The 22,321-nt window shown below is 64.9% G+C and carries 23 protein-coding genes; 17 read left to right on the top strand and 6 right to left on the bottom strand.

The annotated features are described in order from the left end of the window. The first annotated feature begins 30 nt into the window (after positions 1 to 30). From pqqB to pqqC, 11 genes are all read left to right on the top strand, one after another. Positions 31 to 951, top strand: a complete 921-nt coding sequence (pqqB, locus tag QM467_RS02460) for a pyrroloquinoline quinone biosynthesis protein PqqB (protein WP_283364691.1) — start codon at positions 31 to 33, stop codon at positions 949 to 951. Beyond that, positions 948 to 1,232 carry a pyrroloquinoline quinone biosynthesis peptide chaperone PqqD gene (gene pqqD / locus QM467_RS02455; protein WP_283364690.1) on the top strand — a complete coding sequence of 95 codons (285 nt, stop codon included), beginning with the start codon at positions 948 to 950 and terminating at the stop codon, positions 1,230 to 1,232. Before pqqB ends, pqqD begins: the two co-directional genes overlap by 4 nt. After that, positions 1,229 to 2,398 (top strand): pyrroloquinoline quinone biosynthesis protein PqqE, encoded by a 1,170-nt coding sequence (gene pqqE, locus QM467_RS02450; protein ID WP_283364689.1) that lies wholly within the window; start codon positions 1,229 to 1,231, stop codon positions 2,396 to 2,398. The genes pqqD and pqqE overlap by 4 nt, the downstream gene beginning before the upstream one ends. Positions 2,399 to 2,512: 114 nt before the next feature. Beyond that, on the top strand, positions 2,513 to 2,935 hold the full coding sequence (gene pedF / locus QM467_RS02445) for a cytochrome c-550 PedF (protein WP_283364746.1): 423 nt from the start codon (positions 2,513 to 2,515) through the stop codon (positions 2,933 to 2,935). 5 nt (positions 2,936 to 2,940) lie between these two features. Continuing rightward, on the top strand, positions 2,941 to 3,789 hold the full coding sequence (locus QM467_RS02440) for a substrate-binding periplasmic protein (RefSeq protein WP_283364688.1): 849 nt from the start codon (positions 2,941 to 2,943) through the stop codon (positions 3,787 to 3,789). Between the two features lie 86 nt (positions 3,790 to 3,875). Continuing rightward, on the top strand, positions 3,876 to 5,654 hold the full coding sequence (locus QM467_RS02435) for a PQQ-dependent methanol/ethanol family dehydrogenase (protein WP_283364687.1): 1,779 nt from the start codon (positions 3,876 to 3,878) through the stop codon (positions 5,652 to 5,654). 317 nt (positions 5,655 to 5,971) lie between these two features. Next, positions 5,972 to 6,661 carry a response regulator gene (locus QM467_RS02430; RefSeq protein ID WP_283364686.1) on the top strand — a complete coding sequence of 230 codons (690 nt, stop codon included), beginning with the start codon at positions 5,972 to 5,974 and terminating at the stop codon, positions 6,659 to 6,661. A 24-nt stretch (positions 6,662 to 6,685) separates the two neighbouring features. Beyond that, positions 6,686 to 7,720: an ABC transporter substrate-binding protein gene (locus tag QM467_RS02425; protein WP_283364685.1), complete on the top strand. Its 1,035-nt coding sequence runs from the start codon at positions 6,686 to 6,688 to the stop codon at positions 7,718 to 7,720. Next, positions 7,717 to 8,454: an ABC transporter permease gene (locus tag QM467_RS02420; RefSeq protein ID WP_283364684.1), complete on the top strand. Its 738-nt coding sequence runs from the start codon at positions 7,717 to 7,719 to the stop codon at positions 8,452 to 8,454. Before QM467_RS02425 ends, QM467_RS02420 begins: the two co-directional genes overlap by 4 nt. After that, on the top strand, positions 8,444 to 9,178 hold the full coding sequence (locus tag QM467_RS02415) for an ATP-binding cassette domain-containing protein (protein ID WP_283364683.1): 735 nt from the start codon (positions 8,444 to 8,446) through the stop codon (positions 9,176 to 9,178). Before QM467_RS02420 ends, QM467_RS02415 begins: the two co-directional genes overlap by 11 nt. Before the next feature lie 27 nt (positions 9,179 to 9,205). Next, positions 9,206 to 9,970, top strand: coding sequence for a pyrroloquinoline-quinone synthase PqqC (gene pqqC / locus QM467_RS02410; protein ID WP_283364682.1), 765 nt, complete (start codon positions 9,206 to 9,208; stop codon positions 9,968 to 9,970). A 36-nt stretch (positions 9,971 to 10,006) separates the two neighbouring features. Here the strand turns inward: pqqC and QM467_RS02405 are convergent, their stop codons facing one another. Together QM467_RS02405 and QM467_RS02400 are read right to left on the bottom strand one after the other, a co-directional pair. Continuing rightward, positions 10,007 to 11,008: an FAD:protein FMN transferase gene (locus tag QM467_RS02405; RefSeq protein WP_283364681.1), complete on the bottom strand. Its 1,002-nt coding sequence runs from the start codon at positions 11,006 to 11,008 to the stop codon at positions 10,007 to 10,009. Next, the gene (locus QM467_RS02400; protein ID WP_283364680.1) at positions 11,005 to 13,164 is read right to left on the bottom strand and encodes a 4Fe-4S binding protein; all 2,160 of its coding nucleotides are present in this window, start codon (positions 13,162 to 13,164) and stop codon (positions 11,005 to 11,007) included. Before QM467_RS02400 ends, QM467_RS02405 begins: the two co-directional genes overlap by 4 nt. A gap of 205 nt (positions 13,165 to 13,369) precedes the next feature. On the opposite strand from QM467_RS02400, the gene QM467_RS02395 reads away from it, so the two are divergent. The 6 genes from QM467_RS02395 (at position 13,370) to queD (ending at position 18,187) form a co-directional block, all read left to right on the top strand. Next, positions 13,370 to 14,569, top strand: a complete 1,200-nt coding sequence (locus QM467_RS02395; protein WP_283364679.1) for an FIST N-terminal domain-containing protein — start codon at positions 13,370 to 13,372, stop codon at positions 14,567 to 14,569. Further along, on the top strand, positions 14,566 to 15,891 hold the full coding sequence (locus QM467_RS02390; protein WP_283364678.1) for an ATP-binding response regulator: 1,326 nt from the start codon (positions 14,566 to 14,568) through the stop codon (positions 15,889 to 15,891). The genes QM467_RS02395 and QM467_RS02390 overlap by 4 nt, the downstream gene beginning before the upstream one ends. Positions 15,892 to 16,050: 159 nt before the next feature. Next, the gene (locus tag QM467_RS02385; protein WP_283364677.1) at positions 16,051 to 16,464 is read left to right on the top strand and encodes a c-type cytochrome; all 414 of its coding nucleotides are present in this window, start codon (positions 16,051 to 16,053) and stop codon (positions 16,462 to 16,464) included. A gap of 114 nt (positions 16,465 to 16,578) precedes the next feature. Beyond that, positions 16,579 to 16,977, top strand: a complete 399-nt coding sequence (locus tag QM467_RS02380) for a dihydroneopterin aldolase (RefSeq protein ID WP_283364676.1) — start codon at positions 16,579 to 16,581, stop codon at positions 16,975 to 16,977. Beyond that, positions 16,974 to 17,720 (top strand): SDR family NAD(P)-dependent oxidoreductase, encoded by a 747-nt coding sequence (locus QM467_RS02375; protein WP_283364675.1) that lies wholly within the window; start codon positions 16,974 to 16,976, stop codon positions 17,718 to 17,720. Before QM467_RS02380 ends, QM467_RS02375 begins: the two co-directional genes overlap by 4 nt. Positions 17,721 to 17,833: 113 nt before the next feature. Beyond that, positions 17,834 to 18,187: a 6-carboxytetrahydropterin synthase QueD gene (gene queD / locus QM467_RS02370; RefSeq protein ID WP_283364745.1), complete on the top strand. Its 354-nt coding sequence runs from the start codon at positions 17,834 to 17,836 to the stop codon at positions 18,185 to 18,187. A gap of 49 nt (positions 18,188 to 18,236) precedes the next feature. On the opposite strand, the gene QM467_RS02365 is transcribed toward queD, so the two are convergent. The 4 genes from QM467_RS02365 to QM467_RS02350 form a co-directional block, all read right to left on the bottom strand. After that, positions 18,237 to 18,584, bottom strand: coding sequence for a hypothetical protein (locus QM467_RS02365; RefSeq protein WP_283364674.1), 348 nt, complete (start codon positions 18,582 to 18,584; stop codon positions 18,237 to 18,239). A 163-nt stretch (positions 18,585 to 18,747) separates the two neighbouring features. Next, positions 18,748 to 19,737, bottom strand: a complete 990-nt coding sequence (locus tag QM467_RS02360; RefSeq protein WP_283364673.1) for an Hsp33 family molecular chaperone — start codon at positions 19,735 to 19,737, stop codon at positions 18,748 to 18,750. Next, the gene (gene argF, locus QM467_RS02355; protein WP_283364672.1) at positions 19,734 to 20,678 is read right to left on the bottom strand and encodes an ornithine carbamoyltransferase; all 945 of its coding nucleotides are present in this window, start codon (positions 20,676 to 20,678) and stop codon (positions 19,734 to 19,736) included. The genes QM467_RS02360 and argF overlap by 4 nt, the downstream gene beginning before the upstream one ends. Further along, a complete protein-coding gene (locus tag QM467_RS02350; RefSeq protein ID WP_283364671.1) occupies positions 20,675 to 21,883 on the bottom strand; it encodes an aspartate aminotransferase family protein in 1,209 nt (402 codons plus the stop codon). The genes argF and QM467_RS02350 overlap by 4 nt, the downstream gene beginning before the upstream one ends. Positions 21,884 to 22,321 lie beyond the last annotated feature (438 nt).

Below are 22,321 nucleotides of genomic sequence, written 5' to 3'. Positions count from 1 at the left end.
AGAGCCAAGACTGGGAATAAGGTCGTTCACGTGCAATTTCTTGTGCTCGGATCGGCGGCGGGCGGCGGCCTTCCGCAATGGAACTGTCTCTGCGAAAACTGCCGGCTCGCCTATGCGCGCGACGGCCGGATCGCGCAGCGCTCGCAATGCAGCGTCGCCGTCAGCGCCAATGGCGAAGACTGGGTGGTGCTCTCGGCGACGCCCGACCTGCGCCAGCAGATCATCGCCAATCCCGAACTTCACCCGAAGATCGCGCCGCGTCATTCGCCGATCAAGGGGGTGTTCGCGCCTAATGGCGACGTGGACAACATCGCCGGCCTGCTGGTCATGCGCGAGGTCCAGCCCTTCACGCTGTGGGCGACGAAAAGCGTCATGGCCAATACGATTGGCGGCGTGTTCGGCGTGCTGAACGCGGACGCCGTCAAGCGCGAGACGGTGGCGGTCGAGCAGGTGGTCGACACCGGCCTTGGCTTCACGCTGACGCCCTTTGTCGCGCCGGGCAAGATCCCGCTCTATCTCGAATCGCGCAACGAAGCCGAGATCGAATTGGGCGCCGAAAGCGACACCACGGTCGGCGTCGAAATCCGCCAGGGCGACCGGCGTTTCTATTACATGCCCTCCTGCGCCCGCATCACAGACGCATTGCGCAAGCGGCTCCATGGCGCGGACCTGATTTTCTTCGACGGCACGACTTTTGAAGACGACGAAATGATCCGGCTCGGCCTGTTGCCGAAAACGGCGTGGCGCATGGGCCATATGGCCATGAACGGCGAAAAGGGCTCGATCGCCTCGCTCGACGGCCTCGACATCAAGCGTCGCGTTTTCGTCCACATCAACAACTCCAATCCGGCGCTTCGCCACGATTCGGCGGAGCGCGCGCAGGTCGAGGCTGCCGGTTGGGAAATCGGCTATGACGGCATGCGCGTCGATCTGGCGGAGGGCCGGCCGTGACCGTCGAAGAACTCGCGCCGGAGTCGCGACCCCATCTGTTGCGTGGCGTGAAACTCAAGAACGACCAGGTCCGCAAGACCTGGGTGCTGCTGGCCCCCGAGCGCTATCTGCGCCTCAACGCCATCAGCGTCGACATATTGCAACGCTGTGACGGCGACGCCGCCCTGTCCACGATCGTGGACGATCTCGCGGAGAAATATTCCGCGGATCGCACGCTGATCGAACGCGACGTGCGTAGCCTGCTCAACAGCCTGCTCGAAAAGCGGATGCTCGGCCTATGACCACGCAAACAGCTCCCCAGGTTTCGGCCCAAGTTTCGAACCAGGTTCCGGTTCAAGCGCCGGCCCTCCAGCCGCCCTCCGCCATGCTCGCGGAGTTGACCTATCGCTGTCCGCTGGCCTGCCCCTATTGCTCCAACCCGCTGCAAATGGGCGGGCGCGAAACGGAAATGCCGACCGAGGCGTGGCAGGACATTTTCACCCAGGCGGCGGCGCTCGGCGTGCTGCATGTGCACATGTCGGGCGGCGAGCCCGCATCGCGCCGCGACCTGCGCGAGCTGGTGGCGCATTGCGCCGGGCTTGGCCTCTACACCAATCTCATCACCTCGGGCGTTGGCCTGACCAAGGCGTCATTCGCCGAACTCGCGGCCGCCGGACTCGATCACGTGCAGCTTTCCATTCAGGACGCCGAAGCGAAGAGCGCCGACTGGATCGGCGGCTATGAGGGCGGCTTCGCCAAGAAGCTCGAGGTCGCAAGCTGGGTGGCCGAGGAAGGCCTGCCGCTGACCATCAACGCCGTGATCCATCGCGCCAATGTCGCGCGCGCCGCGGACATGGTCGATTTCGCGGTGCGTCTCGGCGCGCGGCGCATCGAAATCGCCCACACGCAATATTACGGCTGGGCGCTGCACAATCGCGCCCATCTGATGCCCACGCGCGAGCAGAGCGAAAAGGCCTATGCCGAGGTCGAGGAGCGCCGCATCCGCTACAAGGGCCAGATCGTCATCGACCATGTCGCGCCGGATTATCACGCGAAATTTCCCAAGGCCTGCATGAGCGGCTGGGGCCGGATGAGCATGAATGTCACGCCGCAGGGCAAGGTGCTGCCCTGCCATGCGGCGGAAACGATTCCCGGCCTCGAATTCTGGAACGCGCGCGAAAAGAGCCTGGCCGAGATCTGGGCCAGTTCGCCCGGCTTCAACGCCTATCGCGGCGACGATTGGATGCAGGAGCCCTGCCGTTCCTGCGAGCGCAAGGCGGTCGATTTCGGCGGCTGCCGCTGCCAGGCGATGGCGCTCGTCGGCGACGCCGCGGCTTGCGATCCGATCTGCTCGAAATCGCCGCGCCACAACCTGATCGCGGAAATCGCGGCGCGCGATTCCGCCGAAGAAGTCGCCGGCTTCACGCCGCGGCGAATCGAACGCGCCCGGGAGAAAAGCCCCGTTTGAGCCCTGCGCGGCGGTTGGCGCCACCCTCCTCCATCAAGGGCGCCAAAGTACAATTTCCCTCGCGCCGCCGCGCTCTAAGATCGGGCCAAAATTTGGAGGAAAAACGTGGCGTTTATGACCCGCACTCTCGGGATTTCCCTTGCTGTCTGCCTGTCCGTGTTCGGCGCCCAGCGCGTCCTCGCGCATGGCGACGTGACCCCCCAGCCCGTCGACACCACCGGCTTGCCGCCGCTCGGTCCGGAATGGCTGGAAAAGAACCCCTATCGCGGCAATGAGCTCGCGGAGAAAATCGGCCATTCAGGCTTCGCGCAGAATTGCGCCCGCTGCCACGGCATCGAGGCCGAGTCTGGCGGCCTCGCGCCCGATCTGCGCTATCTCGACAAGGGCGAAGAGGGCGACGCCTGGTTCATCGGCCGTATCCGTCATGGGTTCACCCAGAATGGCGTCACCAAGATGCCGGCTTTCGAAGGCATTCTGTCCCAGGAAGCCATGTGGTCGATCCGCACCTATCTCGACTCCCGCTACCAGGGTAACTGAGCCACATGCGCGCGATCTTCCGCGCAGCGCTTTTCCTCGCAGCCATTTGCAGCGCCGTCGCGCCGCAAATGGCGCAGGGCCGCGCGCTTAAAGCTGTGGAATCCGCGGGCGTCCTGCGGGTGACGGTCTATCGCGACTACAAGCCGTGGTCGTGGGAAGAAAATGGCGTCCGCAAGGGAATCGACGTCGAAATCGGCGCGGCTCTGGCGAAGGCGCTCGGGACCAAGGTCGACTATCTTTTCCTGCGCGCCGGCGATGAAATCGACGTCGATCTGCGCAATGGCGTGTCGCGCGGTTCGCTGCTGGGCGAGCAGCCCGGCGACGTCATGCTGCATGTGCCGAACGATCCCCGGGTCGAGGCGGCCAATGACAAGATCAAGCTGACCGCGCCTTATCAGGTCGAGGGCCTGGCCATGGCGGTGGAGCCCGGCAAGGCCGACGCCGCCAAGGATTTCTCGCTGTTCGAAACCGAAAAGGTCGCGGTCGATCTCGGCACCCTGTCGGACATCATTCTCCTGTCCGCGCGCGACCACAAGCTGATCTCGAACATCGTGCATGTGCGCGGCGAGGACAAGGCGGCGCAGGCGTTCGAAAAGGGTGATGTCGTCGCTTTCTACGGGGAATCGGCGCTGGTGGAGAATCTGGCCCATCAGAGCAGCAAGCCCGTCACGATCATTTTTCCGCCGCATCGCCTCGCCCAGAGCTGGCCAATTGGCGGCGCGGTCAACGCAGACGCAATCGACCTGGCCGAGGCCATAGACAAGGCGACAGCACACTTGGCCGAGTCAGGCGAATTAAAAAAGATTTTTGCGTCCTACGGCGTCACGTGGCGTCCGCCGGCGCAAGAACAATGACCGGGTCCGGTCCTGGTCCGGCGGCCTGTTAGCCGCCGAGCCAAATCAAATGGCGCCGGTCGCTCCGGAGCAATTCTTTGGGAGGAATGGGAATGATGAAACGCACACTTCTTGCTGGCGTCTCCGTGTTGGGGATGGCCTTCGCCGGCGCCGCGTTGGCCGCTGGCGTCACAGACGCGGACCTGCTCGCCGACGGCGTTAACGCCAAGCAGGTCGTCACCAATGGTCTCGGCCTGGCGGCCCACCGCTTCAGCCCGCTGACCCAGATCAACACCACGACCGTCAAGAACCTCGTTCCGGCCTGGTCCTTCTCCTTCGGCGGCGAAAAGCAGCGCGGCCAGCAAGGTCAGGCCGTGGTGCATGACGGCGTCATCTATATCACCGGCTCTTACAGCCGCCTGTTCGCGATCGACGCGAAGACCGGCGAAAAGATCTGGGAATATGACGCCCGTCTGCCGGAAGGCATTATGCCCTGCTGCGACGTCGTGAACCGCGGCGCCGCTTTGTTCGGCGACAAGGTCTTTTTCACCACGCTCGACGCCCAGATCTACGCGCTTGACGCCAAAACCGGCAAAGTCGTGTGGCACAAGGCCATTGACGACTTCAAGGCTGGCTATTCCAACACCGCCGCGCCCCTGATCGTCCCGACCAAGGCCAATGGCACGCTGATCGTGACCGGCGTCTCCGGCGGCGAATTCGGCGTCGTCGGCCGCGTCGAAGCCCGTAACGTCGACACCGGCGAACTGGTCTGGAGCCGTCCGACCCTCGAGGGCCTGACGGGCACCTATCAGGGCAAAGAAACGACCATGACCGGCAAGGCCAACGACACCTGGGCCGGCGACATGTACAAGACCGGCGGCGGCGCCACCTGGCTCGGCGGCACCTATGACGCCGACACCAAGATGGTCTTCTTCGGCACCGGCAACCCGGCCCCCTGGAACTCCTGGCTGCGCCCGGGCGACAACAAGTGGACGTCCTCGCGCCTCGCCATCAATCCGGAAAACGGCGAACTCGTCTGGGGCTTCCAGACCACGCCGCATGACGGCTGGGACTTCGACGGCGTGAACGAGTTCATTCCGTTCGAAATGACCAAGGACGGCAAGACCGTGAAGGCCGGCGCCACCGCCGACCGCAACGGCTTCTTCTATGTCCTCGACCGCACGAACGGCAAGTTCATCTCGGCCATGCCCTTCGTGAGCAAGATCTCCTGGGCCAAGGGCATCGATTCCAACGGTCGTCCGATCTACAACGACGACAACCGTCCGGGCGACCCGACCAAGTCCGAAGATGGCAAGAAGGGCAAGGAAGTCTTCGCCGTTCCGTCCTTCCTCGGCGGCAAGAACCAGATGCCGATGGCCTATTCGGACCAGTCCAAGCTGTTCTATGTGCCGTCGAACGAATGGGGCATGGACATCCACAACGAGCCGGTCGTCTACAAGAAGGGCGCGGCCTATCTCGGCGCGGGCTTCAACATCAAGCCGATCTTCGACGACCACATCGGCTCGCTCAAGGCGATCGACCCGGTCGCCCAGAAGGTGGTGTGGGAATACAAGAACAAGGCTCCGCTTTGGGCTGGCGTTCTGACCACCGCCGGCGGTCTTGTGTTCACCGGCAACCCGGAAGGCTATCTGCTGGCCTTCGACGCCAAGAACGGCGAAGTCCTGTGGAAGTTCAACGTCGGCACCGGCATTGTCGCGCCGCCGATCAGCTGGGAACAGGACGGCGAGCAGCTCGTCGGCGTGGCCGCCGGTTGGGGCGGCGCGGTTCCGCTGTGGGGCGGCGAAGTCGCCAAGACCTTCAAGGGCATCAACCAGGGCGGCTCCTACTGGGTGTTCAAGCTCGCGCCCAAGTCGGCGACCAAGTAAAAGTCTGCCGCCAAGTAAGACGATCCGGCCGCTTTCCGGCGCAAGCCAGAAAGCGGCCATCGCCGGCGACTTCAACGATCATGCCAATCGAGCGGCCGCGCCAACGCCCGGCCGCTCTTTGCTTGTCGCGCGGCGCCATCCTGTTGCGCGGATTTATCTTTCCGCGCCGACTGGTCCGTCACGCGACTTGCGCGCGGCGCCGTCAAGGCGCACATTCACGAATATTCGCCCGGACCTTTCCACAGACGAAACGCCGGGCGATTTGGACGGCGGGTTTGATCGCCGTTCAAGATGAGGCTGGGACCGGGAAACGCCAAATGACGCGCATTCTGATTGTCGACGACCATCCCCTGTTTCGCGAGGCGCTGGAAAGCGCCGTGCGGCTGGAGCGTCCGCAATGCGAGATTTTCGAGGCCACGACCATCGACGAGGCGCTCGACGTGCTGGCCAGGGAAAAGAACCTCGATCTCGGCCTGTTCGATCTTTTTCTCCCCGGCACGACGGGCCTTTCCGGCCTTGTGCGGGTGCGCGCGGCCCATCCGCATCTCCCGATCATGGTCGTCTCGGCGCATGAGGACCCGCGCGTGGTGCGGGACCTGCTCGCGCTCGGCGCCGCTGGCTTCGTCTCCAAGGCGACGTCGAAGGGCGAACTCGCCCGCGCCATCAACGAGGTCCTCAATGGCTCGATCTATCTGCCGGAGCGATTCCGCGACATCAATCAGCCGCAGCCCTCGGAGATCGAGCGGGGCGACATGCTGCGCCGGTTGCAGGACCTGACGCCGCAGCAATTGCGCGTGCTCGACATGATCCGCGCCGGCCTGCAAAATAAACAGATCGCCTATGAACTTGGCGTGGCGGAAACCACCGTCAAGGCCCATGTCTCCGAAATCCTGCGCAAGCTCAATGTTTACAGCCGCACCAAGGCGGCGATCGAAGTCGGCAAGATGGATTTCGCGCAATTTTCCGCCGAGGGACATCCCGGCGCCGATAAAAGCGCGTCGAACTGACCGCTTCGCAAAAGGTTGTCCACCGTGCGCAGAAATTCCCTCCGCCTTCGCCCGCTCTTCCTTGGCCCGCTCTTGCTTCGCCCGTTCTTTCTGGCGCTGAGCCTGGCCGGCTTCGCCCTGGCCTCGACCGCCGCCTCCGCGGCCGACAAGCTGCGGCTCGCCATCCAGTCCACCGGAACCTTCGCCTGGGAGCTGGCCACCGCCCGCGCCTATGGCCTGGACAAGGAAGCCGATCTCGATTTCGAGACCACGGAACTGTCGACCACCGAGGCCGGCAAGATCGCGCTGGTCGGCGGCGGCGCCGACATGATCCTGTCCGACTGGCTGTGGGTGGCGCGCGAGCGCTCGCTCGGAACCGCGCTGGTCTATTATCCCCACTCCACGGCGCTCGGCGCCGTGATCGCCAAGGGTCCGGCGGCTTCCTGGCAGGCGTCGGACTTCGTCGGCAAGAAGCTTGGCGTGGCGGGCGGCTCGCTCGACAAGAGCTGGCTGATGCTGCAGGCCTGGGCGCTCAAGCAGAAGGTCGATCTCAAGACGCAGACGACGCTCGCCTTCGCCGCCCCGCCTCTGCTGGCCGAAAAGCTGGCTCAGGGCGAACTCGACGCCGCGCTGGAGTTCTGGACCTTTGCGGCGCGGCTTGAGGCCAAGGGCTTCGCCCGCGTGGTCGACATGGCGGCGGTCGAGCGCGATCTCGGCGCCAAGGGGCCGGTCGTCGTCACCGGCTATGTCTTCAACGAGTCGTTCGGCGCGAAGAACGGCCCCTTGCTCCAGCGCTTCTTCGCCATGATGACCAAGGCGAAAAGGCTGATCGCCGACAATGACGAGGCCTTCGCGAAAATCGCGCCCATGACCGGCGTCTCCGATCCCGCGACGCTGGCGATCCTGCGGCAATATTATCGCCAGGGCATTCCCTCGCGAACGCTGGCCGAGGAATTCGCCGACGCCGAAGCGATCTACAAGGTGCTGGCCACCGTAGGCGGGCGGCAGCTCGTCGGCGATGCGGCCCAGCTCGATCCGGGCCTGTTCTTCCGTCCGCCGCCCGCATCCGGAAGCAAATGACGCGGATCGTTTCGCTCTGCCTGTTCGTCGCGCTATGGCAGGTTGGCGCCCTGCTGCTCGGCCCGCGCTATCTCCCCGAGCCGATGGCCGTGGCGGCGACCCTGCTCGCCGAGGCCCGCAGCGGAGCTCTGGCCTTCAATCTCGGCGTCACGCTCGCACGGGTGCTGGCGGGCTTCTCGCTCGCCATGGTCATCGGCTCGGCTCTGGGCGTCGCGCTCGGCCGCCTGACCTGGCTCGACCGTCTGGTCGATCCCTGGCTGGTGATCGTGCTGAACACGCCGGCGCTGGTCGTCATCATGTTCGCCTATATCTGGGGCGGGCTGAACGAGGTCTCGGCGCTCGCGGCGATCACGCTCAACAAGCTGCCCAACGCCGTCGTCACCCTGCGCGAAGGCGCGCGCGCGCTCGATCCCGCGCTCGATGAAATGGCGAAGGTCTTCGTCTTCTCCCGCCTGCGGCGCTGGCGCCATGTGGTCGCGCCGCAGCTCGCGCCCTATTTCGCCGCCGCGGCCCGCGGCGGACTGGCGCTGGTTTGGAAGATCGTGCTGGTGGTCGAATTGCTCGGCCGCCCCAATGGCGTCGGCTTCAAGATGAACGAGGCGTTCCAGCTGTTCGACCTCCGGCTGCTGCTCGCCTATGCCTTGCCTTTCGTCGCGCTGATGATCCTGGTCGAAAGCTTCGTGCTGCGCCCGGCCGAACGCTCCGCCAGCTGGTGGCGTCGCCATGGCGCTTGAAATCGAGATCGCGCGCAAGGCCTTCCGCCTCGCCGATCGCGGCGAGCGGATCGTGTTCGATCGTTTTTCGCTGAGCGTCGCCGAGGGCTCCATTGTCGCCCTGCTCGGCCCTTCGGGCTGCGGCAAGAGCAGCCTGCTGCGCATCATTGCCGGCCTGGATACGGATTTCTCCGGCGTGGTGACGAACAGGCCCGCGCGCGTCGGCATGGCCTTTCAGGAGCCGCGCCTGCTGCCCTGGCGCAGTGTCGCCGACAACCTGCGCCTCGCCGCGCCGGGCCTGACCGACGAGGCTCTGGCCGCGCTGCTCGCCGCCTTCGAACTTGAGGGGCGCGGCGGCGACTATCCAGGACAATTGTCGCTCGGCCTCGCCCGCCGCGCCGCTCTGGCGCGGGCCTTCGCCGTCGAGCCCGAGCTGATGCTGCTCGACGAGCCTTTCGCTTCGCTCGACCGCGCCTTGCACCTGCGTCTGCGCGCGCTGCTGGCGCAACGCATCGGCGCGAAAAAGATCACGGCGCTGATCGCCACCCACGACCTCGACGACGCCCTTCTGCTCGCCGATGAAATCATCTTTCTCGAGCCGGCGCCGGCCCGGATTCGCGGGCGCCTGCCGATCCCCGCGCCGCGCGGGTCGCGTGACGAAAATCTTACAAAACTAAGGGCTTCCGCAGCGATTTATCAGGTGAACGACGCGCCCGGGAATGGTAATTCGGAAGGCGCGACATAACGCAAGAACAACAATGGGAGCGAAACTATGGGCAGCGCCGCTTTGGCCGAAAAGGTCTCCGCGCCAACCGATCTTCTGACCAGGGAAGAATTCGAGGCCGCCATCCGCGCCGTGGGCGCCGAGCGTTACCACGACAAGCACATCTTCCACAAAATGCTGCATGGCGGCCAGCTGAACAAAGGCCAGGTCCAGGCCTGGGCGCTTAACCGCTATTGCTATCAGGACGCCGTGCCGCGCAAGGACGCCGCGCTGATGGCGCGCACCGATGACCGAGAATTGCGCCGCGAATGGATTCACCGCATCCACGACCATGACGGCCTCGAGAACGAGGAAGGCGGCATCGAACGCTGGCTGGTCCTGACCGATGGCCTCGGGCTCGACCGCGCCTTTGTCGTCTCCAAGGAAGGCGCCCTGCCCGCCACGCGTTTCGCGGTGGAGGCCTATGTGCGCTATGTGACCGAACAGCCGCTGGTGGTCGCCGTCGCCTCCTCGCTTACCGAGCTGTTCGCGCCCAAAATCCATCGCGAGCGCATCTCCGGCATGCTGGAAAATTACAGCTTCGTCAGCGACGACGTGATGGCCTATTTCAAGCGCCGCCTGTCGCAGGCCCCGCGCGACGCCGATTTCGCGCTGGAATATGTCAAGACCCACGCCAAAACCCGCGCCGAACAGGACGCCTGCGTCAAGGCCGTGCAGTTCAAATGCAACGTGCTGTGGGCCCAGCTCGACGCGCTCTATCTCGCCTATGTGCAGGGCATGATCCCGCCCGGCGCTTTCGTGCCGAAGGCGTGAAAAATCGCGCTCGCCCCGCTGAGGCAGGGCGAGCGCTTAAGCGAGATTCTGGCGCGGGAATCCAGGGGTCGCCCAGACCTTGCCGGCCTTGGTGACGCCATAGGCCTCGGCGTCGAAATGCTTCAGCAGTTTCGCGCCCTCATCCGGCCCCAGCACCGAAACCGCAGTCGAGAGCGCATCTGCGACCACGGCCTTGGGCGCGATCACCGTCACGCAGGCGAGCGATGCGGGCGAATAGCCGGTGCGCGGGTCAAGAATGTGGTGGCGGGAATAATCCTCCGACCACGTATAGGCATAGTCGCCCGCCGTCGCCATGCAGCCGGTGACAGGCGCCGTGCCAAGCATGGCGTCGGGCTGGCGCGGATGTTTCACCGCCGCCGTCCAGTCGCGATCATTGGCGGGGCGGCCCAGGGATTCCATCTCTCCGGTATCGACGAAGGCCTGTTTCACGCCGCGCTCGGCCAGGATTTTGGCGACGCGATCCGCCGCATAGCCATGGGTGAGGCTATTGAGCGTGATCCCCATGCCGGGGCGCTCGAAAGCGATCGCCTCGGCGTCGAAACGCACGCGCGACTGGCCGATCAAGGCGCGGGCCGGGGCGGCCTCGTCGTCGCTCGGCCAAGCGCCGCGCCTGGCCCAGGAATCATAGAAAATCCAAAGCGGCTGCACAGTCACGTCGAAGGCGCCGCCGCTGGCGCTGTGCACGTCTTCGGCGACCGCGAGCATGTCGAGCAAGGCTTGATCGGGCCGCTCCAGCCGGCCTTCGGCGTTGAGGCGGCGAATGTCGCTGCCCGGCGTGGACAGGCCCGCGACGCGCTCCAGGCGCCGGATTTCGGCGAAACCGGCGTCGAGCGCAGCCTCGGCTTCGCGCTCGGCCAGCCCGACCACGGTCAAGGCGACGCCGGTGTCGAAGGCCACGCCCGCCCGGCGGAAGGACAGCGCCGCGCGCCCCTCGCGTGAAGCGGCCCAGACGCCCGCGGCGCCGAGCCCGGCGCCCGCAAGGGCGAGTTGCAGCATCTGCCGACGATTGGTCTTCACTGCGCCGCCTCCAATTGCTGTTTCTGCTTCCTGCGCGCGCGCTTCTGCTCCAGCACCACGGGCACGCAAAGTTGCGGATTGTCGAGGATCGCCACGCAATCCAGGCATTGGAAACATTCCGAATAGACAATCTCGCCGCTCTTCTCGATCGCGCCATAGCGGCATTTCACCTTGCACATCTGACAGGGCGAGCCGCACTCCTTGCGGCGCGGAATCCAGTTCCAGCGCCGCACGAAACTCAACGCCGCAAATGTCGCCCCCAGCGGGCAGAGATAGCGACAGAAGAATTTGTAATGGAACATGCCGGCGATCAGAAGGGCCACGGCATAGAGCACGAAGGGCGCCGAGCGCAGGAAGATCAGCGTGATCGAGGTCTTGAACGGCTCGACCTCGGCGACCTTTTCCGCCTGGTTGGAGAAAAACAGCGCGGTGACGAGAATGACCGCCAGCACGATGAATTTCGGAACGCGCGCCAGGCGTTCATAGCGCTGCGGCAAGCCGATCTGGCGCAGGCGCAGCAGCCGCGCGACCTCGCCCGCGAATTCCTGCAAAGCGCCGAACGGGCAGAGCCAGCCGCAGAAGGTCCCCCGCCCCCAGATGAACAGGGCGACGAGGCCGAAGATCGTGACCATCAGGGTCGGCGGATCCCACAGGAAAAAGACGAAGCTGCCTTCGCACTTGAGCGCCTTGATCAAGCCGAACAGCCAGACGATCGACAATTGCGCCTGCGCCATCCAGCCGATAAAGACCAGCGTGAAGGCGAGAAAAGCGAGACGGAACCATTTGAACGCGCGGGGCGAATGCGTCAGCGCGCGCTGGCGCGCCAGGGCGACAGCCAGCACGATCAGGCCAATGCCCAGGATCGCAATGTCGCGGCTGCGGCTTTCCCAGATCGAACCGAGACCGAGGCCGGAATCGTCGGGCGGCAGGTCGAACAGATTTTTCGGCAGTCCGTAGCCGAGCTTGAAATCCCGCGTCACGCGCTCGGGAAAGATCTGGCCTTTTTCCCGCAGCACGCGGATCGAGAATTCCGACGGCGAGGCCGGATCGAACGCCGCCTGCGGCGCGATGCGCATGATGGCGACGTCGCTCCTGGCGAGATCGAGCCCCTTGGGCACGGGCAGGTCGAGCGAGTCGCGCCAGACGAAATCGCGCCAGGCGACCGGCGCCTCGGCCTGGTCCAGCGCGATGAAATTGGGCGTGGCGCCAGGCACGAAAGAGTCCGGCATGAAAGTCCATCGCCCGCTCGACAGCACGAGCATGGCAGGCGCCCCATCGAGCTGGTTCATCAGCTTGCGCCAGGGCGCCTCGCCGAGCAGGTTGCGCCCCACGATCGGCACGTCCACCTCCGCGATATAGACATCGGCGAAGGTTCCGTTCGGATCGGCCTTGCCCTCTTCGTCCACATCGGCGGCCACCGTTCCGGCGAAAGCCTTGTTCAGCTCGGCATTGGTGAGATGCAGATGGCGGATGTAGCCGCGATCGAGCATTTGCGCGAAGGTCAGCGGCTCGAAAACATCCGGCTTGGCGCGAGCGGCGCGATTGGGGTCGCGCCCCTTGGAAAAGCCAAGCCTTGCGCGCGCGACCTGCAGGGCGGAATTGATGATCGTCTCGTTGATGATGCGGACCGAGGCAGTCGCCTTGGCGACGCCGTCGATCTCGGCCGCGACATTGTCGGCGCGCGGATCACGCGTGCCGGGGGGCATGATCTTGATCGATTGCCGCAGCGACTTGCCGGTATATTGTTTGAGGAAATCCTTTAGCGGCTCCGGCCCTAGACCGTCGACAAAGACCGGCTCGTGCTGGCTGAGCACCCTCACGTCCAGAAGTTCGCCGGACGGCTTGACCGCGACCAGCAGGTTGACCGGCGTGCCGGAGAAACCCGGGATCGGCTCGAAATCGATGGATTCGAAGGCATAGGCGACGAGAACGTCGCCATTGTAGCTTTGCTGGAAAATCGGCCAGACAGGCAGCGTCGCATCACGCTCGCCGACGCTGAAAGGCTTGGGAAACAGGACGTTCATCGCCTCGCGGTCGAGCGAGGACGCTCGCGCGCCTTCCATGAAAAAGCAGCCGCACGTCAAAGCCGCGAGCAGCGCCATGAGACGCGTCAACGCGGCGACCAGCCCCGAAGGACCCGCCCAGTTCCAAGGCATTTCTTTCTCCCCGAACAAAGTTGTTTTACGCGGAAGACATCGCCTATAGTACTTTCTCCCAATTGCGCGCCGGGTGACGGGCGTTTCGCGCGTCGCGCCGGAAGCGGCGGCGAAACGGGCGCGACTGGGGACCAGAAGAATGCGCGCCCGCAAAAAAGCCGGGCGCCAAAAAATCCGGGGGATGGAACCGTTGCAGACAGGCGAGATGCGCGTCGACAGCCTGGAGGGCGTCGTCGTCGCTTCCACCAGCGCGGAGAGCGCCGAAGGCGCGGCGCGCGAGATTGCCGCGGCGATTTCCGGCCAGCTGGCCACGACCGGCGACCGGCCCGAGGAAGCGCTGGTCGGACTGGTCTGTTTCGTTTGCGCCAGCTACGACACCGCCGCTTTCGCTTCCGAAATCCATTCGCTCCTTCCCGGAACGCCGATCTTCGGCTGCACCACGGCGGGCGAACTGACGCTTTCCGGCTGGGCCTCCCATTCCATCGTCGCGATCGGCTTCCTGCGCAGCAATTTCACGCTTGAAGCCCAAATGATGGAGGACCTGTCGCATTTCGGCGTCGAAGAGGGGCGCGCCTCCATCGCCGATGCGCGCGCGGCGTTGGCCGCGCGCATCCCGGAAGGCGAAACCGACCGCTGCTTTGGCCTGCTGCTGATCGACGGCATGTGCCGGCGCGAGGAGGCGGTGATCTCGGCGCTCTATTCGGCGCTTGATGACATCCCCGTCGTCGGCGGCTCCGCCGGCGACAGCATGACGTTCGAGAAGACCTGGATGATCCGCGACAGCGCCATCTACCGCGACGCCGCGCTCCTGCTGCTGTTCCACACCGACATCCCGTTCACGACCTTCAAATGCGATTATTTCGAGCCGACATCGCTCAAGATGGTCGTCACCGACGCCGACACCGAGTTGCGCGTCGTGCGGGAGCTGAACGCGGAGCCGGCGGCGCAGGAATATGCGCATCAGGTCGGGCTGGTCGAAAGCTCGCTCGACGCCTCGTCCTTCGCCTCCCATCCGGTGCTGGTGGGCGTCGGAGGCCAATATTATGCGCGCTCGATCCAGAAGGTGAATGCGGACGGCTCGCTCAGCTTTTTCTGCGCCATCGACGAGGGACTGGTGCTGACCGTCGCCAAATCGCTCGACCCCTATGAAAGCACGCTGGCGACCTTCGAGCGCATGGAGTCCGAACTCGGCCCGGTCTCGCTCTATATCGGCTTCGACTGCGTGCTTAGGCGGCTGGGCGCCGAGCGCAACCAGATCGCCCACCGCCTGTCCGAGCTTTATCGCCAGCATCGGGTGGTTGGCTTCAACACCTATGGCGAGCAATATCGCTCCATGCATGTCAACCAGACCTTCACGGGCGTAGCCTTCGGCTATCGCAGCGATGACCAAAAACAGCCGGCATGACCCTTTACGCGAGCGAAAACACCGACGATCTCAAGCGCCAGATCGAGAAGCTGGAAAAGATCAACCGCGCGCTGATGTCGCGCGTGGAACGGTCCGTGGACAGCCAGTTCAACGCCTTTTCGCTGTTTGAGACGGCCATCGCGCTCGACCATCAGGTGCGTCGCCGCACGCAGGAACTGCAGCAGGCGATGCGCTCGATCGAAAAGGCCAAGCGACAGGCCGAAGCGGCGAGTTCGCTGAAGACGACCTTCGTCACATCTGTCGGACACGACCTGCTCCAGCCCTTGAACGCCGCCCGGCTTGCGCTTTCGGCGCTCAGTGAATTGCAGACCGGAACAGAGGGCGGCGTGCTGACCGAACAGGTCGACCGCTGCCTGATGACGCTGGAGGACCTGATCCGGACGCTGCTCGACCTGTCGAAGCTCGACGCCGGCGTGATGCAGCCGGAATTCCGCAGCTTCGAGCTTAACGACGTGATGGAGCCGCTGGCGCGCGAATTCGATCATTTCGCACAGAAGCGCGGGCTGAAGCTGCGCATTTTCGCCACCCGCCGCACCGTGCGCTCCGATCCGTCCATGCTGCGCCGCATTTTGCAGAATCTGCTCGCCAACGCCCTGCGCTACACCGCGCATGGCGGCGTTCTGGTCGGTGTGCGCCGGCGCGGCGACAATGTCCTGGTGCAGGTCTGCGACACCGGTCCCGGCATTCCGGACGACCGGCGCGAGGCGATTTTCCAGGAATTCCAACGCGCGCACAGCGACATACCGGGCCAGACCGGCTTCGGCCTCGGGCTCGCCATCGTGCGACGCTTCGCCCATGTGCTGGGCCATCCGGTTTCGCTGGCTTCGCGTGTCGGACGCGGCTCGACTTTTTCGGTCCTCATTCCGCTCAGCAGCGAAGCGCCGCCGCCGCCTGTCCCGGCCCCGCAGTTCCGCGCCTTTCCCAACCGGATCGCCGGCGCGAAGATCCTGCTGATCGAGAACGAGCCCGCGGTCAGCGAGGCGATGATCCTGCTGCTGGAGCGATGGGGCTGCGACGTCGCGGTGGCGACCTCCGGGGCCGAGGCGGTGGAGAAATTGCGCGCGCTGGCCAATCCGCCGCAGATCATCATCGCCGACCTGCATCTCAACAACGGCGAACTCGGGCCTCAGGCGATCCAGGCCGTACGTCGCGCCTGCGGCAAGGACGCCCCCGCGCTTCTCGTGACGGCCGACCATTCGTCGCGCGCCGAGGACGAAGCGCGCCGCAACAAGCTCGAAATGTTGCACAAGCCTGTCCGCCCCGCCGAGCTTCGCTCGCTGCTGTCCTTCCTCCTGAATTGAAAATAGGACTTTATAACGGGAGAACTGGGGCTGTTGAGGTGATTTAATTGAGTTGCATCATGTCGCAACGACCATGATTCCAAGATAACAAATATGTTGGGTCCGTCGGAGCGCATGGAACGCTGCGAGGTCGATCCACCGCAAGCGGAGCAAGAGGTTATGCAAGCCAAGGTTCTCATTCTTTCCGCCGCCCTGTTCGCCGGTCTGGCGATTGGCGCGCAGGCCGCCGAAGAGATCAAGGGCGACCCCAAGGCGGGCGAAATCGTCTTCAACAAATGCCGCCAGTGCCATCACATCGGCAAGGGCGCGACCAATTTCTACGGCCCCGTCCTGAACGGCCTGATCGGCCGTCCCGCCGGCACGGTGCCCGGCTATAATTATTCGGAAGCCAACAAGCATTCCGGCAAGGTTTGGGACGTCGCCACCCTGACCTCCTATCTCAAGCAGCCGCAGCACGACGTGCCAGCGACCTACATGACCTTCACCGGTCTGAAGGGCGACCAGGACATCGCCAATGTGATCGCCTATATCGCCCAGTTCGACACCAGCGGCGCGATGCACGAAACCAAATAAGGCTTCGCGCGCGAGACCTGCTGCAAAAGGCCGCTGGCGCGATCCGGCGGCCTTTTCATTGCGCCGCCGGATTTCAGCCTCTATGAGAGGGCGCAAACCAGCGAGGCGGAGCGAATGAAGGACCTGTTTTCCGGTGACGACCATATCGTCGTGGCGCTCGACGACGTCTGCGTCAACGTCTCGTGCGGCCTGCATCCCTGGGAGCGCCATCCGGAGCGCCCGACCCGCCTGATGATCTCGGTCCGGCTCTATGCGCCGCTCTCCACCCCGCGCGCCGCCGACGCCCCGATCATCGATTACGACGTCGTTCGCGAACGCATCCGCGCGCTGGAGAGCGAGGGTCATATCGATCTCGTCGAGAGCGTCGCGGACCGGATCGTCGAGTCCTGCTTCACCGACGAGCGCGTGGTCGCCTGCGCGCTGTCGATCCGTAAACCGGACATCTACAACGAAACGCGCGGCGCCGGCATCGACCTGTTCCGCACCCGGACGCGCTGGAGCGCCGGCCAGTGAAGTGCGCGCTGGTCACGGGAGCGACCAGCCGGCTCGGCGCCCCGCTCGCGCGCTCCTTCGCCCGCGAGAACTATCGCGTGATCCTGCATGCCAACCGTTCGCGCGAAGCCGCGCACGAACTCGCCGCAAGCCTGACGCGCGAGGGCGCGACAGCCGAGGTCCTGATCGCGGATTTCGCGGAGCGCGAGGCCACCGCGCGGTTCTGCGAGACGCTGATCGAACGGTTCGGCGCGCCGGACGTCGTCGTGAACAACGCTTCGAATTTCGAGCATGATTTTCCCGGACGCGGCGATCCCGCCGTGCTCGCGACGAGTTTCGCCGTCCATGCCGAGGCGCCCTTCCGCATCGTCGAGGCCGCGGCCCAGGCCAAGCAGGCGGACGCCTTGCTGACGGTCTTCAATATCCTCGACCAGAAGCTGATCAATCCGAACCCGGACTATTTCTCCTACACCCTGGGCAAGGCCGCGCTGCTGGCCATGACCGAGCTCTGGCAAAGGGCCGGGCGCACGGACGTTCGCGTGTTCGGCCTGCTGCCCGGCCTGATGTTCCCCTCCGGCCCGCAGACGGAGCAGCGCTTTTCCCTCGACGCCTGCAAAATCCCGACCGGTCGCGCTACGCCGGCGGACGACATCTGCGCGGCGATCCATTTCTACCTCGGTTGTCCTGACATGCCCGGCCAGATGCTGCCGATCGACGGCGGCGAACATCTCACGCCGCGCAGCCGCGACATCGCCTTCGAGTGAAGGCGGCGGACCATCTCGGCTTTCGAATGATCGCGCACGCGCGATCTCGGTTTTCGAAAGATTTTCGGCTTTTGTTACAGGACGAAGGACGCTAAGAACCCGCCATGCCAGCGATGACGATCACCCAGGCCTTCACCTTCGAGGCAGCGCATCATTTGCCCCATGTGCCGGAAACCCACCGGTGCCGGCGGCTGCACGGCCATTCCTATCGCGTCGAGCTGCGGCTCGCGGGCGAGGTGGACGCCTATACCGGCTTCGTCGTCGATTTCTTCGACGTGGAAAAAGTCTTCCAGCCGCTGCTGGCGCGGCTCGATCATCATTTGCTCAACGAGATCGAAGGCCTCGAAAATCCGACCGCCGAGAATATCGCCGTCTGGATCTTCGATCGCGTCAAGCCGGAACTGGGGCAGCTCGACTCCGTGAAGGTGTTCGAGACGCCGATGTGCTGGGCCGAATATTGCGGCTGAGGCGCCGGGAGAATGGGACGGGCGCGCCCGTCCCTTTCAGGCTGCGCCCTTAATTGCAGATCCACACTCGGCGCCCCAGGTACGGGCTCCAGCGCCAGCACGCGCCATAACCTGCGCCGTAAAAGCCGGGGCGGTAGTAGGCGCCGCCATAATAGCCCCGACGATAGCCGCCGCCGTAATAGCCGCGACGATAGCCGCCCCGATACCCAGCACGATAGGCGCCGCGATAACCGCCGCGATAACCTCCGCGGTAGCCGCCATGATAGCCGCCGTGGAAGCCGCGGCCGCCGCCGTGATAGCCGCCGTGGCCGCCGCCGCGAAAGGCCAGGGATTCGGTCGGCGCGGCGAGCAGCCCGGCACAGACGAACGCAAAAGCGAAGAGCAATTTCCGCAACATTTTTCTTCTCCTCCCGGATGCCCGCCATCGCTCGGAGGGGCATCTCTGGCCCGCCGGACAACGAAGGCCAAACTGGACGGCGCGCGTCGCGCACTGTCCCGTTCAAGAAACGCCCGAGAGGGAAAAGAGTTGCTTTCACGCCCTCTGCGACAGGGCGCGCAAATCAATCCTGGCGGAAATCGCCCGGATCGTAGCGGCGCAGCGTCGAGCAGAACTCGCAGGTCACGCTGATCGCGCCATCGTCGCCGACCATGTCGTCGCGCTCCTGCTGCGAGAAGCTGCGCAGCATGTCCTCGACGCGCTCATTGGAGCAGCGGCAGGCGTCGCGCAGGGTCTGGACCGGGAAGGCCATCACCCCGCGTTCGTGGAACAGGCGATAGGCAAGGTCCTCGCTTGGCAAGGCCGGATCGAGCAATTCGTGATCCTCGACCGTGGCCGCCAAGGCTTTCGCCTCGGTCCACGCCTCGTCCTCGCTCCATTCATGCCCGGCATGGCCTTCCGGCGCGTCGCCGGGCGGGAAATCGGCCTGGCGGCGGCGCTCCTCGGAATGGGGCAGGAATTGCGCGAGCAGGCCGCCGGCGCGCCAACTCGCGCCCGAGGACGTCACGACCTGTCCCGCCGCAAGGCGGATGAAGGTCGGAATCTGTTCCGATTGCTGGAAATAGACCCGGGCGGCCTGTTCCAGCGAGCCGGACTCGATCGGCGCCACGCCCTGATAGCGCGAGGCCTCGGAGCCCTGTTCGATGGTGAAGGCGAGATGGCCGCGCCCGAGCAAAGCCTCCGGCGCGACGCCCCCCTGCTGCGGGAGCCGCGCCGCGTCGTAACGGGCGAAGGCGCGCAACCGGTCCGGCGCGTCGAAATCGACCACCAGCATGTCGACAATGCCGTCGGTGCGGGTCTGCAACTGGAAGCGGCCCTCGGATTTCAGGGCCGTGCCGAGCAGGACGGTCAACGCGGCGGCTTCGGCGAGCAGACGCGCGACAGGATCGGGATAGCCGTGACGGGTCAGGATGGCGTCCAGCGCCGGGCCAAGCCGGGCGATGCGGCCGCGCAAGTCGAGCGGCTCGACCGCGAATGGCAGCACGCAATCGTCCTGCCCCGCGGCCGCGAAGGGAAAATCGGCGGAAAAGCGCGAACCGGAACCGGTTGTCACTCATTTCCCTCCAGGCACCAGGCGAGCACGCCCTTTTGCGCGTGCAGCCGGTTTTCCGCCTCGTCGAACACCAAAGATTGCGGCCCGTCGATCACCTCGTCGGTGACCTCCTCGCCGCGATGGGCCGGCAAGCAGTGCATGAACACGGCGTCCTTGGCCGCGTGGCGCATCAGCTTGGCGTTGACCTGATAGGGCGCGAGCAGCGAATGGCGCAGTTTTTCGTCCTTGTCGCCCATCGAGACCCAGCAATCGGTCAGCACGCAATCGGCGTCCTGCACGGCCTCATAGGGATCGCGCATGACATTGACCACGCCGCCCTGGGCGCGCGCCCAGGCGATGAGCTCCGGACGCGGCGCCAGATCTTCCGGCGAGGCGATATCGAGCGTGAAGCCGAATTTCGCGGCGGCGTGAACCCAGCTCGTCAGCACATTGCAGCAATCGCCGATCCAGGCGACGCGCGCGCCCGCGATGTCGCCGCGATGCTCCTCATAGGTGAGGATATCCGCCATGACCTGGCAGGGATGGGTGCGCTTGGTCAGCCCGTTGATGACCGGCACGCTGGCGTAGGCGGCCATTTCCAGCAGATGTTCATGGCCGAGGATGCGGATCATGATGGCGTCGACGAAACGCGACAGCACGCGCGCGGTGTCGGCGATGGTCTCGCCGCGGCCGAGCTGCATTTCCGCGCCGGTCAGCATCAAGGTCTCGCCGCCGAGTTCGCGCATGCCGACGTCGAAGGAGACGCGGGTGCGGGTCGAGGGCTTGTCGAAGATCATCGCGAGCGTGCGGCCGGCGAGCGGCTGGTCAGGCGAGGGACGGCCTTTCCGGCGGCGGCTCTTGATGTCGGCGGCGCGGTCGAGAATGTTGCGCAAATCGTCGAGCGGGAAATCCGCAATGTCGAGAAAACAACGACGCGCCGGATCGATCGGCGGCAATTTCATGAATCGGCTCCCAGCTTTCCCTTTGGCGTCGCCGCAACTTCAAAATGGGCGCAGGCCGCGCCAAGACGGCGCACGCCCTCGCGGATTTCGTCCTCGGAAACGATCAGCGGCGGAATGATGCGCACGACATTGTCCGCCGCCGGAATGACGATGAGTTTTTCGGCCCGCGCAGCGGAAGCGAAATCCGCGTTGGGCACGCGCAATTTGATCCCCTGCATCAGGCCCTCGCCGCGAATTTCCGCGATAACGTCGGGATGTTCCGCCGCCAGCCCCGCCAGGCTCTGCCGCAGCAGCAGGCCCTTGCGCGCGACATCGTCGAGGAAGCCCGGCGCAAGCAGAATGTCGAGCACGGCGTTGCCGCAGGCCATGGCGAGCGGATTGCCGCCATAGGTGGTGCCATGGGTGCCGAGCCCCATGCCCTTGCCGGCTTCGGCGGTCGACAGCACGGCGCCGAGCGGGAAGCCGCCGCCGATGCCCTTGGCCGACGCCAGAATATCCGGCGCGACTCCATAACGCTCATAGGCAAAGAATTTGCCTGTGCGGCCCATGCCGCATTGCACTTCGTCAAAGCACAGCAGCAGCTTGTGCTCGTCGCAGAGGGCGCGCAGGCCGCGGATGAACTCCGGCGCGCCGACGCGAATGCCGCCCTCGCCCTGGATCGGCTCGACCAGAATGGCGCCGGTCTGCGGGCCGATCGCCGCTTTGACCGCTTCGAGATCGCCGAACGGCACTTGGTCAAAGCCCGGCATTTTGGGTCCGAAGCCGTCGAGATATTTGGCGTTGCCGCCGGCGGCTATGGTCGCGAGCGTGCGGCCATGGAAGGCGCCCTCGAAGGTGATGATGTGGAACCGCTCCGGCGCGCCATTGGCCGAATTCCACTTGCGCGCCATCTTGATCGTCAATTCCAGCGCCTCCGCGCCGGAATTGGTGAAAAAGACATTGTCCGCGAACGTCGCGTCGACGAGGCGGCGGGCGAAGGTCTCGCCGAGCGGGATCTGGAACAGATTGGACGTGTGCCAGAGCTTTTGCGCCTGCTGGATCAGCGCGTCCACGAGGTGTGGATGATTGTAGCCGAGGCTCGCCACCGCGATTCCGCCGCCGAAATCGAGATATTTGTCGCCCGACGCCGTGATCAGCCAGGCGCCCTCGCCGCGATCGAAGGCCAGCTGGTACCGCGCATAGGTCGGAAGGATAGCTGACGTCACGTCCAGAACTCCCAACAGCCGCCCGCCGATCGCCTCCCCAGAGGCGCAGTCCTTAAAGAACCGGCAGCGAACCCGAAAATGAAAGCGCCGCCCCGCGGGGGCGGCGTCAACAGGCCCGCAATCTAGAAAATCCGGGCCGGAAGGTCAATTCTGTAATGGCTTTGGCGGGAACCCTGCGAGACGTTGCTCGAAAGGCGCAAGGCAAAAATACCTGTCGTCCCAGCTTTTTCGGATTTCGCGTAAAGGGCTGGGGAAAACCTGCGACGCGGCCTTGCGAGTGTTGCACGCGATTCAACGAGTAGTGTAGTGTCCCTCTTGTCGGCTACGACATCTCGTGCGGCGCCTGCTTATCAAGCGCCTGCTTCGTCAGTCCTCGTTCGGTCGGAGCGTTTCCACCGGCTGCGTCAGCGCAGCCGAACTGGTTATGATTCCGTCGTC

It is taken from the genome of Rhodoblastus sp. 17X3 (assembly GCF_030056575.1).
In the GTDB taxonomy this organism is placed as follows: Bacteria; Pseudomonadota; Alphaproteobacteria; order Rhizobiales; family Beijerinckiaceae; genus Rhodoblastus.
The sequence above is the reverse complement of the archived record's forward strand: the minus strand, read 5'-3'. Positions and strand labels throughout refer to the sequence as shown.

What these genes read in the sequence shown, in the direction of transcription:
- pqqE (WP_283364689.1), top strand. Translation starts at nt 1,229, where the DNA reads ATGACCACGCAAACAGCTCCCCAGGTTTCGGCCCAAGTTTCGAACCAG.
- pedF (WP_283364746.1), top strand. Translation starts at nt 2,513, where the DNA reads ATGACCCGCACTCTCGGGATTTCCCTTGCTGTCTGCCTGTCCGTGTTC.
- QM467_RS02440 (WP_283364688.1), top strand. Translation starts at nt 2,941, where the DNA reads ATGCGCGCGATCTTCCGCGCAGCGCTTTTCCTCGCAGCCATTTGCAGC.
- QM467_RS02435 (WP_283364687.1), top strand. Translation starts at nt 3,876, where the DNA reads ATGGGAATGATGAAACGCACACTTCTTGCTGGCGTCTCCGTGTTGGGG.
- QM467_RS02430 (WP_283364686.1), top strand. Translation starts at nt 5,972, where the DNA reads ATGACGCGCATTCTGATTGTCGACGACCATCCCCTGTTTCGCGAGGCG.
- QM467_RS02420 (WP_283364684.1), top strand. Translation starts at nt 7,717, where the DNA reads ATGACGCGGATCGTTTCGCTCTGCCTGTTCGTCGCGCTATGGCAGGTT.
- QM467_RS02415 (WP_283364683.1), top strand. Translation starts at nt 8,444, where the DNA reads ATGGCGCTTGAAATCGAGATCGCGCGCAAGGCCTTCCGCCTCGCCGAT.
- pqqC (WP_283364682.1), top strand. Translation starts at nt 9,206, where the DNA reads ATGGGCAGCGCCGCTTTGGCCGAAAAGGTCTCCGCGCCAACCGATCTT.
- QM467_RS02400 (WP_283364680.1), bottom strand. Translation starts at nt 13,164, where the DNA reads ATGCCTTGGAACTGGGCGGGTCCTTCGGGGCTGGTCGCCGCGTTGACG.
- QM467_RS02395 (WP_283364679.1), top strand. Translation starts at nt 13,370, where the DNA reads ATGCGCGTCGACAGCCTGGAGGGCGTCGTCGTCGCTTCCACCAGCGCG.
- QM467_RS02390 (WP_283364678.1), top strand. Translation starts at nt 14,566, where the DNA reads ATGACCCTTTACGCGAGCGAAAACACCGACGATCTCAAGCGCCAGATC.
- QM467_RS02385 (WP_283364677.1), top strand. Translation starts at nt 16,051, where the DNA reads ATGCAAGCCAAGGTTCTCATTCTTTCCGCCGCCCTGTTCGCCGGTCTG.
- QM467_RS02380 (WP_283364676.1), top strand. Translation starts at nt 16,579, where the DNA reads ATGAAGGACCTGTTTTCCGGTGACGACCATATCGTCGTGGCGCTCGAC.
- queD (WP_283364745.1), top strand. Translation starts at nt 17,834, where the DNA reads ATGACGATCACCCAGGCCTTCACCTTCGAGGCAGCGCATCATTTGCCC.
- QM467_RS02365 (WP_283364674.1), bottom strand. Translation starts at nt 18,584, where the DNA reads ATGTTGCGGAAATTGCTCTTCGCTTTTGCGTTCGTCTGTGCCGGGCTG.
- argF (WP_283364672.1), bottom strand. Translation starts at nt 20,678, where the DNA reads ATGAAATTGCCGCCGATCGATCCGGCGCGTCGTTGTTTTCTCGACATT.